This window comes from Stenotrophomonas sp. RIT-551 (assembly GCF_026241915.1).
Classification (GTDB): domain Bacteria; phylum Pseudomonadota; class Gammaproteobacteria; order Xanthomonadales; family Xanthomonadaceae; genus Stenotrophomonas; species Stenotrophomonas bentonitica_A.
The window spans coordinates 99022-114603 of the sequence record NZ_JAPJIU010000004.1 but is presented as its reverse complement, the minus strand read 5'-3'; the positions used below and the strand labels follow the sequence as shown (position 1 = coordinate 114603).

The window sequence follows — 15582 nt, the reverse complement described above, 5'->3', positions numbered from 1 at the left end:
GCATCCAGTGAGGGCTGCAGGATGCGACGCCCGGTGTTACCGGCCCGTCATCAATCGATGAACTGCAGGCGCGCCAGTTCGGCGTAGAGGCCGCCTTCGGCCAGCAGTTCGGCATGCGTGCCCTGGGCCACGATGCGACCGTGGTCCATCACCACGATGCGGTCGGCCTTGAGCACGGTGGCCAGGCGGTGCGCGATCACCAGCGTGGTGCGCCCGGCCATCAGGCGCTCCAGCGCCTGCTGCACGGCGCGCTCGCTCTGTGCATCCAGGGCGCTGGTGGCTTCGTCGAGCAACAGGATCGGCGCGTTCTTGAGCAGGGCGCGCGCGATCGCGATGCGCTGCTGCTGGCCGCCGGACAGGCGCGCACCGCGCTCGCCAAGCTCGCTGGCATACCCCTCGGGCAGGGCGTGCAGGAACTCATCGGCCTCGGCCGCTTCGGCCGCGCGCTGCACCTCTTCATCGGTCGCATCCAGGCGCCCGTAGCGGATGTTCTCGAACGCGCTGCTGGCAAACAGGGTCGGCTGCTGCGGCACCAGTGCCAGCTGCTCGCGCAGCTGCGCGGGGTCGACCTGGCGCAGGTCCACGCCGTCCACGAGGATGCGGCCGGCAGCCGGATCGTGGAAGCGCAGCAGCATCGACAGGATGGTGCTCTTGCCGGCGCCGGAGGGACCGACCAGCGCGACCGTTTCACCCGGTCGCACGTGCAGGTCCACATGATCCAGCGCGGCCGTATCCGGGCGCTGCGGGTAATGGAACACCACCTCCTCGAACCGGATCTCGCCGCGCAGTGGCTGCGGCAACGCGGTGGGATTGGCGGGGGCGGTGATCTCGACCTCTTCCTGCAGCAGCTCGGCAATCCGGCCCATGCCACCAGAGGCTCGCTGCAGTTCGTTCCAGACTTCGGCCAGTGCGCCGACCGAGCCGCCGCCGATCAGCGCGTACAGCACGAACTGGCCCAGGGTGCCGGCACTCATGTTGCCGTCGATCACCTCGTGCGCGCCCAACCACAGCACGCCGACGATCGCACCGAACACCAGCACGATGGCGCTGGCGGTGACGATCGATTGTGCGCGGATGCGCCGGCGTGCGGCACCGATGGCATCGCTGAGGGCGGCGTTGAAGCGGCCACGTTCATAGGGCTCGCGCGCGTGCGCCTGCACGGTGCGTACCGCGCCCAGGGTCTCCGAAGCCAGGCTGTTGGCATCGGCGATGCGGTCCTGGCTGGCGCGCGCGATGCTGCGCAGGCGGCGGGCGCCGATGATGATCGGCAGCACCGCCAGCGGAATGCCGACCAGCGACCAGGCCGCCAGGTGCGGGCTGGTCACGAACAGCATCACCAGGCTGCCGATCACGGTGACGCTGCTGCGCAGGGCCACCGACATGGTCGAGCCGATCACGCTGCGCAGCAGTTCGCTGTCGGCGGTCAGGCGCGAGACCAGCTCGCCGCTGCGGCTGCGGTCATGGAAGCCGGCGCCCAGGGTGATCAGGTGCGCGTACAGGCGGCTGCGCAGATCGGCGACCACCTTTTCCCCCAGCAGGGAGACGAAGAAAAAGCGAGCGGCCGTGGCCAGCGCCAGCACCACCGCGACCAGGAACAGCAGGGCAAAGGCCTTGTTGATCTGGCCCCCACTGTTGAAGCCGTGGTCGATCATCTGGCGGACCGCGACCGGCAGGCTCAGCGTAGCCACCGACGAGACGGCCAGGGCCACCAGCCAGGCGCTGAACAGCCCGACATGCCGGCGCACGAATGGCCACAGCGTGTTCAAGCTGCCCAATCGGCGCATCGGCGTGTCTTGCGGAGCGGGTGCGTCAGTCATTCGATGGGCCTGGTTCGATGCGGGATTCAATACGGACACGATCACGAGTGGCGTCGCGGAGGCGGTTTTTCAACAGCTCGACCTGATCGGCCGGCAAGCGCAGGTGCAGGTTCACTCCGTCGGCGGTGAAGGCTTCGCCCACTTTTTCGGCCAGATGCGCGCCCAGCGCGGCATGCAGCGGGCCCAGATCTTCGAAACCGGCGTGCACATCCAGTTCGGCCATGGCGATCAGAGGCAGCCGTGGCGCGACCCGCAGGCACTCGGCGGCGGTACCGCCGTAGGCGCGCACCAGGCCGCCCGCGCCGAGCTTGATGCCGCCGTACCAGCGGGTGACCACGACCATCACCCGGTCGAAGCCCTGGCCATCGATCGCCGCCAGGATCGGGCGGCCGGCCGTGCCGGCGGGCTCGCCGTCGTCGCTGGAGCGGTAGTCGTTGCCGTAGCGATAGGCCCAGCAGTTGTGCGTGGCATCCACGACGGCAACCTGCTGCAGGAATTCCAGCGCGGCGGCCACATGCGGGATCGGCGCGGCGTGGGCGATGAAGCGGCTGTGCTTGATGTCCAGGCTGTGGCTGACGGTGGTGGCGAGCGTATCGGGCATTCCCACCATTCTAGTGGGGATGCCCGTTCACCGTACGCGCAGCGTCAGTTCTCGAGCAGCTGGCGCAGATCGCGCGGGATGCGCACTTCCGGGTATTGCTGGAGGTAGCGTTCCAGGCTGGCACGCGCGGTATCCACGTCACCGGCATCGCGACGCTCGCGGATGCGCTTGAGCCACTGTTTGCGCGGCAGGCCGGCGTCGGCCGCGACGGCCTGATGCAGGGCGCGCACGGCGTCGTCTGCCGAGGCGGGTGCCGCCATCGGCGCGGCCGCACGACGCATCACGCCAGGCGCGCTGGGCGCGGGCTTGGCCGGTGCGGCGCTCGTGGAGGCGGCGCGCGGCGCTTGGCGCTCGAGGGTGGAGCCGGTCACCACGACACGGTCCAGCGCCGGTTCTGCCGCCTCCATCGCATAGGAGGTGGCCGCTTCGGGCGCCGGGGCGGACATCATCGGTGCCGGCGCCTGCACCGGGGCCGGGGCGGGCGGTACAGGCGCGGCGATGGCTTCCGGGCGCGGCGCTGCGACGCGCCGTGCGCGCTCGGGTGCCGGCGGCGCGGCGCCTGGAGCAGGTGTGGGGTGTGCCGGGGCCTGTGCCTGGGGCTTGGCCGCGCGCTGCTGCTGCACCACCGGCGGTGCCGCGTCAGGCGGTGGCGGAGACGGCGCGGCATCCATCGCCGGTGCAGCGTCAGTGACTGCGGCGCTCGAGGCCGGGGCAGCGACCGGCTCGGCCAGAGGGGGCGCGGGCGGGTCGTCGGGCTTGAGCTGCCACGCAATGCCCACCGCGAAGATCACCGAGGCGGCCAGCCCGAACGCCGCCGGAAGCCGCGAGCGCGGGCGCCGCGAACGGCGGGGCGCATCGGGCGGGAGCTTCCAGGTGGCCGCATCGGCCGCCGGTGCTTCCACGGCGGTACGCGCGGCCGCCAGCACGGCCTCGTCGATCGCCGGCGCCGGGCCGGTGGCACTGGGCCGGCCCAGCAGCCGGGCCAGTTCGCGTTCTTCAGGGGTCAGCGGATCCGGGCGGTTCATACGGTCAACCCCGCACGGAGTTTGTCCATGGCATAGCGCAGCCGCGATTTGACGGTCTCGCGGCCGACCCCGGTGATCTCGGCAATCTCTTCCAGGCTCAGTTCCTGCTCCAGGCGCAACTGCAGGACCTCGCGCTGCTCGGGCGGCAACTGCTCCATCGCCAGCTGCAGTTGGCGGCGCTGTTCGAATTCGGACAGCTGGGATTCGGGGGTGCGCGCATCGGTGATCGCCGCGACCCGCTCATCGGCGTCGATCGGGGCCGACGGCCGGTGCCTGGCCGCACGCCAGTGGTCATTGAGGCGGTTGTGGGCGATCCGGAACAGCCAGGTGGTGAAGGCGGCCTCGGGCTGCCAGCCGGCCCGCGCGGCGATCACCCGCTGCCAGACATCCTGGAACATCTCATCGGCCAACGCGCCATCGCGCAGCTGGCGCAGCAGGAAGCTGTACAGACGGCTGCGATGACGGCCATACAGCGCCTCGAACGCACGCAGGTCGCCGCCGGCCCAGGCCAGCATCAGTGCTTCATCAGTCGGCAGGGCAAGGGCGTCCACGGCCGACAGAGTAAGCGCTGCGGGGGTGTTCGCATAGTCGATGGGGCGCCGGGCGGCGGAACGGGTTGGCATGGCGATGACCTGGGGCACAGGATCAAGAACGTCCAGCAGCGCCGGACGGGGTTGAGACGCTTCCATTGCCCCCCGGTCCGCGCGTTATGCTCGCAGGACAGGGGAGGTGCCGGGCAGCCGGCGCCCGAGAGATGAGCGACGTGTCCAGCCAGATGGTGACCTCTTCAGTGCAACGCGACGGTGATGCGGTGATTCCTGCCGCGGTCGCCACGGCGTTGTGCGCCCAGTTGCCGGCGGGCGCAGCGGTCGCCCTGGCCTGGTCGGACCCGGTGCTGGGCGAGGGCCGCCACGGCCACCCGGAGGGCGGCGCCGCAGGGCCCGCTCCCCACGCCCCGCGGCAGCAGGCGGCATCGGCGCGGCTGGCCCTGCAGCAATGCTGGAACCATGGCGGCGCGGAACTGACCCTGGACGTGTCACTGGCCGGCGATACGCCGCCACCGGACAGCTGGTGGACGGCCGCGCGCTGCCTGTTCCAGAGCACCGTGCTGCTGGCCCGGCAGCGGCGCGAGATCGCCTCGCTGGAAGACTCCAAGCGCCTGCAGCAGGCACTGTATGAAATCGCCGATCTGGCCGGTGCCGATCTGGAAATGGCCGAGATGCTGCGCCACTTCCACCGCGTGCTCAATTCCCTGATGTATGCGCAGAACTGCTTCATCGTCGAGTACGACGACGTTCGCCACCGGGTCCGCTTCCTGTACTTCGCCGATCAGAAAGATGATTTCGTCGCCGACCCGGACCGCAGCTACGAAGAACACGAAATGCCGCGCAGCCTCACCTTCGCGCTGTTGCGGCATGGCGAGCCATTGAGTGGGCCCTCGCGCGAGCTGCTGGCCATCCTCGATGACGAACACGACCCCGAGCGTGGGCCCGAGAGCCTGGACTGGCTGGGCGTGCCGATGCTGCGCGACGGGCGCGTATGCGGTGCGATCGTGGTGCAGAGCTACGAGCATCGCGCGCGCTATGGCGAGGCCGACCGCACGCTGCTGGGCTATGTCGCCCAGCACATCCTGACCGCGATGGACCGGCGCCAGGCGCAGGTACAGCTGGAGCGGCAGGTGGAGCGCCGCACGGTCGAGCTGCAGCGCGCCAACCGCAACCTGCAGGAGGAGGTGGTCGAACGCCGCCGCGCTGAGAAACTGCAGATGGCGCTGTTCAACATCGCCGAGCTGGCGATGAGCGCCGAGTCGCTGTCGCAGTACTACGGCCAGGTGCATGGCGTCGTCGGCACGCTGCTGGATGCGCGCAATTTCTATATCGCCCTGGTCAACGAAAAAGGTGACGGGCTGGAGTTCGTCTACTCGGTGGACGAGTACAACCCGTCGCGCGCACCGCGGCCCTTCAGTGAAGGCTTGACCGAGTTCATCGTGCGCAACCGCCAGCCGCTGCTGGCCACCCGCGAGCGCATCGATGCGCTGCGCGAGAGCGGGGTGGTGCGCGAGTTCGGCGCGCGGTCGAACTGCTGGCTGGGCGTGCCGTTGCTGAGCGATGACGATGTGGTCGGCGTGATCGTGGTGCAGAGTTATTCGCCGGAGGTGGTGTTCACCGTGCACGACCAGCGGCTGCTGACCTTCGTGGCGCAGAACATCGGCAACGGGCTGGCGCGCCAGCGCGACCAGGAGCGGTTGCGCAATGCGCATGCCGATCTGGAAAGGCGCGTGGACGAGCGCACCCGCGAGCTGGCCGACGTCAACGACAAGCTGCTGGGCCAGATCGGCGAGCGCCTGCGCGCTGAGCAGCGCCTCACCCATCAGGCCATGCATGATGCGCTGACCGGACTGCCCAATCGCCTGCATCTGCTGGACCGGCTGGAAGATGCGATCGCACGTGCGCGCGCCAGCGAGGGACAGGGCTTTGCGGTGCTGTTCCTGGATCTGGACCGGTTCAAGCTGGTCAATGACAGCATCGGCCATGCCGCCGGTGATCAGATGCTGGTCGAGGTGGCCAAGCGCATCGTCTCGATGATCTCCGCACAGGATGTGGTCGCCCGGCTGGGCGGAGATGAGTTCGCGATCCTGCTCCAGTGCGGCGATGGCCTGGCCTCGGCGCTGGAGTTTTCACAGCGCATGCTGGTGGCGCTGGAAGAATCGATGTGGGTGAAGGGGCGTGAGCTGTTCCCCTCCGGCAGCCTCGGCATCGCCATGTGGAACCCCCGCTACCGCAACGGCGAAGAGCTGGTGCGCGATGCGGATGCGGCGATGTACCGCGCCAAGGCACAGGGCAACGATCGCTGTGCGGTGTTCGATGAGGCGATGCGCGAGCAGGCCCTGCGCAGCCTGGACCTGGAGGCGGACCTGCGCCGGGCCATCATCAACCGCGATTTCATGCCGTTCTATCAGCCCATCGTGCGGCTCAGCGATGGTGAGCTGGTCGGCCATGAAGCGCTGTTGCGCTGGCAGCACGAGCGCCGCGGGTTGCTGCTGCCCAGCGCCTTTCTGGACCTGGGGGAAGAAAGTGGCCTGATCGAACAGGTGGACTGGCTGCTGTACGAGCAGGTGATCACCCAGCTTGCGCGTGGCGGCCGTGGGTATCTGTCCGTCAATGTGTCCCCGCGGCACTTCCGCTCGGCCGATTTCAGCACGCGCTTGTTCGGCCTGATCGAAGCGGCCGGCGCCGATCCGCACCGGCTGCGGCTGGAGATCACCGAGGTGGCGCTGCTGGATGACGGCCCGCGCACGCTGCGCATCCTGCAGACCCTGCGCGAGCGCGGCGTGCTGGTGCAGCTGGATGATTTCGGCACCGGCTTCTCGGCGCTGTCCTACCTGCATCGCTTCCCGATCTCGGCGCTGAAGATCGATCAATCGTTCATCGCCGGCCTGCACGGGCAGGAGATGCAGAGCACGCACGCGCTGGTGCAGGGCGTGCTGTCGCTGGCACGCACGCTCGGCATCGAAACGGTGGGCGAGGGGATCGAGACCCAGGCCCAGCACGACACGTTGCTGCAGCTGGGCTGCGATTACGGCCAGGGCTATCTGCTGGGCCGGCCGGCCCCGATGGCGACTACCGCGACGGCCTGAACCGTCGCGGCAGGACGGGGATCAACGCAGCGCGTTGGCCCGCTTCTCGTCGATCCACTTGGAGGCCTGCGCCGGCTCGTAGGCGCGCATCCAGGCAAGCATTTCATCGATGTCCGAGCCGTACCACAGGTCCGCGCGCTGGGCCGGGTGCAGGAAGCGCTCTTCGACCATGCGATCGATCATGCCGATCAGCGGGGCGTAGAAGCCATCCACATCCAGGAACGCGCAGGGCTTGTTGCCGATGCCCAGCTGGCGCCAGGTCAGCATTTCGAAGATTTCTTCCATCGTGCCGAAGCCGCCGGGCAGGGCCACGAACGCATCGGACAGATCGAACATGCGCGACTTGCGCTCGTGCATCGAACCGACGATTTCCAGTTCGGTCAGGCCGCGGTGGGCTACTTCCCAATCCGCCAGCTGCTGCGGGATCACGCCGGTGACTTCGCCGCCGCCTGCAAGCACGGCATTGGCCACGGTACCCATCAGGCCGACGTTGCCGCCGCCGTAAACCAGGCGCAGGCCATCCCGGGCGATGCGGTCACCCAGCGCGATGGCGCGCTCGGTGTAGACCGGCTTGCTGCCGGGGTTGGAACCACAGTAAACGCAAATCGACTTCATTGGATCTTCCTGTGTTCAGAAACTGACGCGGCGGAAACGAAAAAGCCCCGCCGATGACCAGTGTTCCGGTCTCGTGACGGGGTGTCGTTCCGCGGATGCGGGCGGTGATTATCGCGTGTTATGGGCGTGGAGGCCAATCGGGGCCGGGGGATGGCGGCTGGGTAGTGGTGGCTCTGCCGGATTTGTGGGAGCCGACCAACGGTCGGCTCTACGGGGTTCATGGGAGCCGACCAACGGTCGGCTCTACCGGGTTCGTGGCGGCCGACCAACGGTCGGCTCCCGTTGTCCGTACCGCCGCCTCAGGCCGCCTGCGACTGCTCGCGGCGCGGGCCTTCCTTCAGCGCCCGGCCCACCAGCCCGACCAGCAGGTCCAGCTCTTCGCCGTCCATGCCGAAATGCGGGGTGAACCGCAGCGAGTTCTCGCCGCCGTGGATCACGTTGATGCCGTGGTTGCGCAGCCATTCCTCGGTGGAGCCGGCGCCGTAGCACTTGAACTGCGGTGCCAGCTCGCAGGAGAACAGCAGGCCGGTGCCCTGGACCTTGGTGATCAGCCCGCCCAGCTCGGTCTTGAGCTGTTCCAGCTTGCGCACCGCTTCCTCGCCACGCACGCGGATGTTCTCGCGCACCTGCGGGGTCAGCAGCGACAGCGTGGCGCAGGCCACGTCCAGTGCCCGCGGGTTGGAGGTCATGGTGTTGCCGTAGATGCCCTTGCGGTACAGCTGCGCGGCGTGTTCGGTCACGGCCAGCACCGAGAGCGGGAACTGGGCCGCATTGAGCGCCTTGGAATAGGTCTCCATGTCCGGCACGTCCAGGCCTTCGAAGCCCGGGTAATCCACGATCGAGAGCACGCCGTGCGCGCGCAGGCCGGCCTGGATCGAGTCTAGCAGCAGCAGGCTGCCGTGCTGGCGGGTCAGCTCACGGGCCAGCGCATAGAACGACGGCGGCACCGAACGGCCCGGGTCGCCTTCGCCCATTACCGGCTCCAGGAAGATCGCCTCGATGAACCAATGGTTCTGCTCGGCCTCGGCAAACACGCGCTTGAGTGCGTCTTCGTCGTACGGCGCGATCGCGATCACGCTGTCTTCGCCCCGGTAGCTGGCCAGGTGCTGCATGTAGGTCTTGCGGCTGGAATCGGAATACAGGCCCGGGCGGTCGGTGCGGCCGTGGAAGCTGCCCTTCACCACCACGCGCTTGATCCTGGCGCCAGCGTGGCGGGCACCGGGATCGGTCTGCAGCTTGGCGTTGACGTCGGCGATGCGGGCGGCCAGGCCGACCGCTTCGGAGCCGGAATTGAGGCACATGAAGTGGCTGTACGGGCAGCCGCCGCGGCGGTGGCCGATCTCCTTGCGCAGGGCCTGGATGAAGCGCTGCTGGGACAGGCTGGGGGTCATCACATTGGCCATCACCTGCGGGGCCGCCATGGCGTCCATCACCGCTTCGGGGGTGTGGCCAAAGCCGAGCATGCCGTAGCCGCCGGCGTCGTACAGCACCGCGCCCTTCAGCGTGACCACCCATGCGCCACGGGCGGCCAGGGCGACGTACGGGGTGACCGCATCGTCGGCATAGAAGTTGACGAAGCCGTCCTGCATCGCATCGATCTGGGCGCGCTCATCCAGGGCCAGCAGGTCGCCCAGATCGGCGCGCACGCGCTCGAACTCAGTGGCGGCGGCGTCGATGGCGGCGACCAGCGCGGGGTGGCCGGCGGCGAGGCGTTCGAGGGTGGCGTCATCCAGGCCGGTGGTGAGGCGGGTACCCGGCTGGGCGCGGAGTGTGGCAAGACGTTCGATGAAGCTCATTGCAGATCTCCTGAAACGATGGCGGCACGGCGGAAAAGCAAAACGCGCGTCTATTCGCGCGCGCTTCGGGCATTCCTGCTCGTGCATCAGACTTCCGGCTCGATGCTAGCACGCGGTTTTTCGCGCGATAACCCCGCCAAAAACTGTTGCAAAGCAGCATTTTGCGCGACGTTCGCACAAGGCTGGGTTGCTACCGGGAGCCAGTCGTACAATGGCCGACATTGCCTACACGTTGCCGTGCGCTCCCTTGAAGAAGTCCGATTTCAACTACGACCTGCCGCCTGAACTGATTGCCCAGGCTCCGCTCGCCGAGCGTTCGGCCAGCCGCCTGATGGTGGTGCCGCCGGCCCCAGCCGCCTTCGACCACCGCCAGGTGCGCGACCTGCCCGAGCTGCTGCGGGAAGGCGACCTGATGGTGTTCAACGATACCCGGGTGATCCCGGCGCGCCTGTTCGGCCAGAAGGCCAGCGGGGGCCGTGTCGAGATCCTGATCGAGCGCCTGCTCGGTGGCCAGCAGGCGCGGGCCCAGGTCGGCGCCAGCAAGTCGCCCAAGCCGGGCAGCCGCATTGCCCTGGATGCCGGTGGCGAGGCCGAAGTGCTGGGGCGCGACGGCGAGTTCTACGTGCTGCAGTTCCACGTGCCCGAGGCGCTGGAACAGTGGCTGCTGCACGCCGGCCGGCTGCCGTTGCCGCCTTATATCCAGCGCGAGCCGGGCGTGGACGACCGCGAGCGTTACCAGACGGTCTTTGCCCGCGAGATCGGCGCGGTGGCGGCCCCGACCGCCGGCCTGCACTTCGATGAGGCCCTGCTGGCCACGTTGAAGGAAAAGGGCGTGGAGTTCGGCCATGTGACCCTGCACGTGGGCGCGGGCACCTTCCAGCCGGTCCGCGTGGACGATCTGACCGACCACGTGATGCACCGCGAATGGCTGAACGTCGGCGCCGAACTGGTGCAGCAGGTGCGCCGCGCCCGCGCCGCGGGTGGCCGGGTGATCGGCGTCGGCACCACGGTGGTGCGGGCCCTGGAAAGCGCCATGCGCGACGGCGAGCTGCTGCCGTACGCCGGTGAAACTCAGATCTTCATCACCCCCGGCTACCGGATCCGCAGCGTGGACGCGATGGTGACCAACTTCCATCTGCCGGAAAGCACGCTGCTGATGATGATTTCCGCCTTTGCCGGCAAGGACCGCGTATTCGAGGCCTATCAGGCGGCGATCGCGGAGAAGTACCGCTTCTTCAGCTATGGCGATGCGATGCTGCTGTTCCCGCAGGGGGAATGACCGGGGGCGGGGCAGGCGCGGCCGTTTTCGGCGACAATGGCAGACTATCTGCCCGAATGACCGCTCCATGTCCCGACTCCAGTTCCAGCTCCAGACCACCGACGGTCGCGCCCGCCGCGGCCGCCTGACCTTCCCGCGCGGGACCGTGGAAACCCCGGCCTTCATGCCGGTGGGCACCTATGGCTCGGTGAAGGGCATCCTGCCGGAGCAGATCCGCGCGCTGGGTGCGGAGATCATCCTGGGCAACACCTTCCATCTGTACCTGCGTCCGGGCCTGGACGTGATCGCCGACCACGGCGGCCTGCACGGCTTCGCGCGCTGGAATGGACCGATCCTGACCGACTCCGGCGGCTTCCAGGTGTTCTCGCTGGCCCACCGCCGCAAAATCACCGAGCAGGGCGTGACCTTCTCCTCGCCGACCGACGGGGCCCGTGTGTTCCTGGGTCCGGAAGAGAGCATGCGCATCCAGAAGGTGCTGGATTCGGACGTGGTGATGATTTTCGACGAGTGCACCCCGTACCCGGCCACCGAGCCGGTCGCGCGCACCTCGATGGAGCTCAGCCTGCGCTGGGCCCAGCGCAGCCGCAACGCGCACGATGAACTGGGCAATGACGCAGCGCTGTTCGGCATCGTCCAGGGCGGTGTCCATCACGACCTGCGCAGCCGCTCGGCCGAGGGCCTGCAGCAGATCGGCTTTGACGGGTACGCCATCGGTGGCCTGGCCGTGGGCGAGCCCGAGCACGAGCGCAACGCCATGCTCGACCACATGCACCCGATCCTGCCGGCCGACCGCCCGCGCTACCTGATGGGCGTGGGCCGCCCGGAAGATCTGGTCGAAGGCGTCGCCCGCGGCGTGGACATGTTCGATTGCGTGATGCCGACCCGCAACGCCCGCAACGGCCACTATTTCACCTCGTTCGGCACCGTGCGCATCCGCAACGCCCGCTACGAGCGCGACATGGACACCATCGAGCCGGGCTGCGGCTGCCATGCCTGCACCAGCGGTTACACGCGCTCCTACCTGCGCCACCTGGACCGCTGCAACGAGATGCTGGCGCCCATGCTGGGCACCATCCACAACCTCTATTACTACGAGAAGTTGATGGCCGACATGCGCGAGGCGATCGCGGCGGGAACCTTTGCCGCCTTCCGCGAGTCTTTCTACGCGGCCCGTGGTGCGGTCACGCCCGCGCTGTAAAGTGACCCCGGCCGGCCGCTCCGGCGCGCCGACCCTGCCAAACGGCCCAAGGACGAACTCCCGGGGCCATGGCATACTTCGAGGCTGACCCCCGTTTCGCGGCGACACCCTGACCCTCAGAGGGGGCGGGGCGCCTCCCAACCCAAGGACACACTATGAACCTGCTCGCCTTCCTGATCCCCACCGCCAACGCCCAGGCCGCCGGTGGCCAGCCGCAGGGCATGGGTCTGACCACCCTGCTGTTCCCGATCATCCTGATCGCGATCATGTACTTCCTGATGATCCGCCCGCAGATGAAGCGCCAGAAGGAACACAAGGCCATGCTGGAGAAGGTCAAGCGCGGTGACGAAGTGCTGACCAACGGCGGCATCGCCGGCGTGGTCACCGACATCGGCGACAACTTCATCACCATCGAAGTGGCCGAGAACGTGCGCATCCGCGTGCAGAAGGGCGCCGTGGGCAATGTGCTGCCGACCGGCACGCTGAAGTCGGCCAACTGATCCACCTCCTTTCCGTTCAACCGCGGTGCCGGGACGGGCACCGCGCGGGACCCAAGCAATGCTCGAATTTCCACGCTGGAAGTATTTCCTCATCCTGATCGTGCTGGCGGTCAGTGCGTTGTACGCGCTGCCCAACATCTACCAGAAGGACCCTGCCGTGCAGATCACCGCCAACCGTGGCGGGCAGATCGACGACGCCCTGCGCGACCGTGTGCTGGGTGACCTCAAGCAGGCCGGCGTGGAGCCGCTGTCGGTGGCCAAGGAAGGCGACAGCCTGATCGTGCGCCTGCCGACGCTGCAGGCGCAGACCGCCGCCAACGACGCCCTGCGCGACGAGATGGGCGAGGACTACGTGGTTGCCCTGAACCTGGCTTCCACCGTGCCGGACTGGCTGAGCGACCTGGGCGCCAAGCCGATGGTGCTGGGCCTGGATCTGCAGGGCGGCGTCCACTTCGTGCTGCAGGTCGACCAGAAGGCGGCACTGGACAAGCGTCTGGACGCCTACGCCGAAGACGTGCGCACCAGCCTGCGCGATGCCCGCATCGCCTACCAGTCGGTCGAGCGCCGTGGCGACAACACCATCGTGGCCACCATCAGCCCGTCTGCCGGTGCCGATGCGGCCGCGCGTGCCCGCGAGGTCATGGTCAAGGCGCAGCCGACGCTGGGCTATGAGGTGGCGGGCAACCGCATCACCGTCAGCATGCCGGAGACGGAGCTGACCGCGATCGCCAATGGCGCCATCGAACAGAACGTCAACACGCTGCGCAACCGCGTCAACCAGTTGGGCGTGGCCGAGCCGATCATCCAGCGCCAGGGTGCCGACCGCGTGGTCGTGCAGCTGCCCGGCGTGCAGGACACCGCCGAAGCCAAGCGCATGATCGGTGCCACCGCGACGCTGGAATACCGCGCCGTGGTTGAAGGCAACGCCCAGGACGCGATCGCCAGCGGCCGCATCCCGCCGGAGGCCAAGGTCTACCAGCAGCGCGACAACCGCGGCCCGATCCTGCTCAACAAGCGCGTGATCGTGACCGGTGACCAGATGGTCGCCGCGCAGGCCACCACCGACCAGAACGGTTCGGCAGCAGTGAGCGTGACGCTGAACAACGTCGGCGGCCAGCGCATGTTCGACTTCACCAGCGCCAACGTGAACAAGCCGATGGCGGTGGTCTACACCGAGCGCATCCCGACCGTGAACGTGGTCGACGGCAAGGAAGTGCGCAGCTTCCGCGTCAAGGAAGAGGTGATCTCGGTCGCCAACATCAACGGCGTGTTCGGCAAGAACTTCCAGACCACCGGCCTGGACAAGCTCGAAGCGGACAACCTGGCCAAGCTGCTGAAATCCGGCTCGCTGGCCGCCCCGATGGACTTTGTTGAAGAACGCATCGTCGGCCCGAGCCTGGGTGCGGAGAACGTCGAGCGCGGCGTGACCGCGGTCGGCTTCGCGTTCCTGTTCACCTTGGTCTTCTTCACCGTGTACTACCGGATGTTCGGCGTGATCACCTCGGTGGCGATGCTGTTCAACCTGCTGATCGTGGTGGCGGTGATGTCGCTGTTCGGTGCGACGATGACGCTGCCCGGCTTCGCCGGCCTGGCGCTGTCGATCGGCCTGTCGGTCGACGCCAACGTGCTGATCAACGAACGTATCCGTGAAGAGCTGCGGGCCGGCATGCCGCCCAAGGCGGCCATCGTGGCCGGTTACGAGAAGGCTTCCGGGACCATCCTGGACGCCAACCTCACCGGCATCCTGGCGGGTGTGGCGTTGTATGCGTTCGGTACCGGCCCGCTGAAGGGCTTCGCCGTGACCATGATCGTCGGCATCCTGGCCTCCATGTTCACTGCAATCACCGTCTCGCGTGCCCTTGCCGTGCTGGTTTACAGCCGCCGCAAGAAGCTCAAGACCCTGGCCATCTGACGGGAAGCGAATAGAAACCATGAAACTTTTCCCGTTGCATCTGATCCCGAACGACACCAAGTTCGACTTCATGCGCACCCGTTGGGTGGCTGTCTCGCTGGCTGCCCTGGTGTTCATTGCCGCCATCGGCTGCATTGCCTTCAAGGGCTTCAACTACGCGCTGGACTTCACCGGTGGCACCGTGGTCGAAGTCCGCTTCGACAAGCCGGCTGACGTCGATGCCGTGCGTGAGCATCTGGAAGGCGCCGGCTATGCCGGTGCCCAGGTGCAGAGCTTCGGCAGCGGCAGCAACCTGCTGATCCGTCTGCAGCCGCAGGAAATGGCCGAAGGCGAGAACGCCGGTGAAGCCAACAACCGCACCGCCGAAGCCGTGCAGAAGGCGATCTCGATGGAGGGCAACCAGGCCGCCATCGTCGGCGCCGAGTTCGTCGGCCCGCAGGTGGGTAAAGAGCTGGCCCTGAACGGCCTGTACGCGGCGCTGTTCGTGCTGATCGGCTTCCTGATCTACATCGGTTTCCGCTTCGAGTGGAAGTTCGCGATGGTGGCGATCATCACCACGCTGTTCGACGTGCTGGTGGTGGCGGGCTACTTCTCGCTGAGTGGCCGCGAGTTCGATCTGACCGTGCTGGCCGGCCTGCTGTCGGTGATGGGCTTCTCGATCAACGACACCATCGTGGTGTTCGACCGCGTGCGTGAAAACTTCCGCAGCCTGCGTGTGGAGCCGCTGGAAGTGATGAACCGTTCGATCAACCAGACGCTGTCGCGCACGATCATCACCTCGCTGGTGTTCTTCCTGTCGGTGCTGGCGCTGTACCTGTACGGCGGTGGTTCGCTGGAAGGGCTGGCGCTGAGCCAGATGATCGGTGCGGTGATCGGTACGCTGTCGTCGATCTTCATCGCCTGCCCGCTGCTGACGATGGGCGCGCTGGCGGTGACCAAGCAGGATCTGCTGCCGAAGGCCAAGGACGTGGAAGCGCTGGAGCGTCGTCCGTAAGGTTTCTGGTGGTCTGCAACATCCGGAAGGCCGCGCATTGCGCGGCCTTTCTTTTGGGGCTGCCCGCAGAGCGCGCCAGGGCGGGACCGTCACCTCCCATACACCCCCGTCGGTTGTACTCAGCGGCGCTGCGCACTACGATCCCTTGCGTTCCGCGCAGCCGCCCAGGTGGCGCGCGACCTCCCTTTTCATCGCGCCGGTCCGCCCT

At 67.7% G+C, this 15582-nt stretch carries 12 protein-coding genes; 6 read left to right on the top strand and 6 right to left on the bottom strand.

The window, feature by feature from the left end; translation table 11 throughout:
• Positions 1-50 precede the first annotated feature (50 nt).
• From ORK51_RS06705 to ORK51_RS06690, 4 genes are read right to left on the bottom strand one after another with little or no spacing between them, the layout of a single operon-like run.
• Entirely contained in the window at positions 51-1817 is a 1767-nt protein-coding gene (locus tag ORK51_RS06705; RefSeq protein ID WP_266084596.1) for an ABC transporter transmembrane domain-containing protein, read from the bottom strand.
• Positions 1810-2418: an IMPACT family protein gene (locus ORK51_RS06700; protein WP_019183149.1), complete on the bottom strand. Its 609-nt coding sequence runs from the start codon at positions 2416-2418 to the stop codon at positions 1810-1812. The genes ORK51_RS06705 and ORK51_RS06700 overlap by 8 nt, the downstream gene beginning before the upstream one ends.
• A 44-nt stretch (positions 2419-2462) precedes the next feature.
• The gene (locus ORK51_RS06695) at positions 2463-3443 is read right to left on the bottom strand and encodes a hypothetical protein (protein ID WP_266084595.1); all 981 of its coding nucleotides are present in this window, start codon (positions 3441-3443) and stop codon (positions 2463-2465) included.
• The gene (locus tag ORK51_RS06690) at positions 3440-3994 is read right to left on the bottom strand and encodes an RNA polymerase sigma factor (protein ID WP_026069777.1); all 555 of its coding nucleotides are present in this window, start codon (positions 3992-3994) and stop codon (positions 3440-3442) included. Before ORK51_RS06690 ends, ORK51_RS06695 begins: the two co-directional genes overlap by 4 nt.
• 203 nt (positions 3995-4197) lie before the next feature.
• Between ORK51_RS06690 and ORK51_RS06685 the strand changes: the two genes are divergently transcribed.
• On the top strand, positions 4198-7080 hold the full coding sequence (locus ORK51_RS06685; protein WP_266084594.1) for an EAL domain-containing protein: 2883 nt from the start codon (positions 4198-4200) through the stop codon (positions 7078-7080).
• A gap of 21 nt (positions 7081-7101) precedes the next feature.
• Here ORK51_RS06685 and ORK51_RS06680 read toward each other — a convergent pair whose 3' ends face one another.
• Both ORK51_RS06680 and ORK51_RS06675 read right to left on the bottom strand, forming a co-directional pair.
• Positions 7102-7695 carry an LOG family protein gene (locus ORK51_RS06680; protein WP_019183145.1) on the bottom strand — a complete coding sequence of 198 codons (594 nt, stop codon included), beginning with the start codon at positions 7693-7695 and terminating at the stop codon, positions 7102-7104.
• Positions 7696-7994: 299 nt separating this feature from the next.
• Positions 7995-9491 carry an aminotransferase class III-fold pyridoxal phosphate-dependent enzyme gene (locus tag ORK51_RS06675; RefSeq protein WP_266084593.1) on the bottom strand — a complete coding sequence of 499 codons (1497 nt, stop codon included), beginning with the start codon at positions 9489-9491 and terminating at the stop codon, positions 7995-7997.
• Positions 9492-9738: 247 nt separating this feature from the next.
• Here ORK51_RS06675 and queA point away from each other — a divergent pair, with 247 nt between their 5' ends.
• The 5 genes from queA to secF all read left to right on the top strand — a co-directional run bounded on the left by queA (position 9739) and on the right by secF (position 15374).
• Positions 9739-10770: a tRNA preQ1(34) S-adenosylmethionine ribosyltransferase-isomerase QueA gene (gene queA, locus ORK51_RS06670; RefSeq protein WP_261997558.1), complete on the top strand. Its 1032-nt coding sequence runs from the start codon at positions 9739-9741 to the stop codon at positions 10768-10770.
• A 67-nt stretch (positions 10771-10837) separates the two neighbouring features.
• Positions 10838-11968, top strand: a complete 1131-nt coding sequence (gene tgt, locus ORK51_RS06665) for a tRNA guanosine(34) transglycosylase Tgt (protein ID WP_019183142.1) — start codon at positions 10838-10840, stop codon at positions 11966-11968.
• 155 nt (positions 11969-12123) lie between these two features.
• A complete protein-coding gene (yajC, locus tag ORK51_RS06660) occupies positions 12124-12468 on the top strand; it encodes a preprotein translocase subunit YajC (protein ID WP_019183141.1) in 345 nt (114 codons plus the stop codon).
• A 58-nt stretch (positions 12469-12526) separates the two neighbouring features.
• Positions 12527-14380, top strand: a complete 1854-nt coding sequence (secD, locus tag ORK51_RS06655; protein WP_070427176.1) for a protein translocase subunit SecD — start codon at positions 12527-12529, stop codon at positions 14378-14380.
• Between the two features lie 19 nt (positions 14381-14399).
• Positions 14400-15374, top strand: a complete 975-nt coding sequence (gene secF / locus ORK51_RS06650) for a protein translocase subunit SecF (protein WP_019183139.1) — start codon at positions 14400-14402, stop codon at positions 15372-15374.
• Positions 15375-15582: the final 208 nt, after the last annotated feature.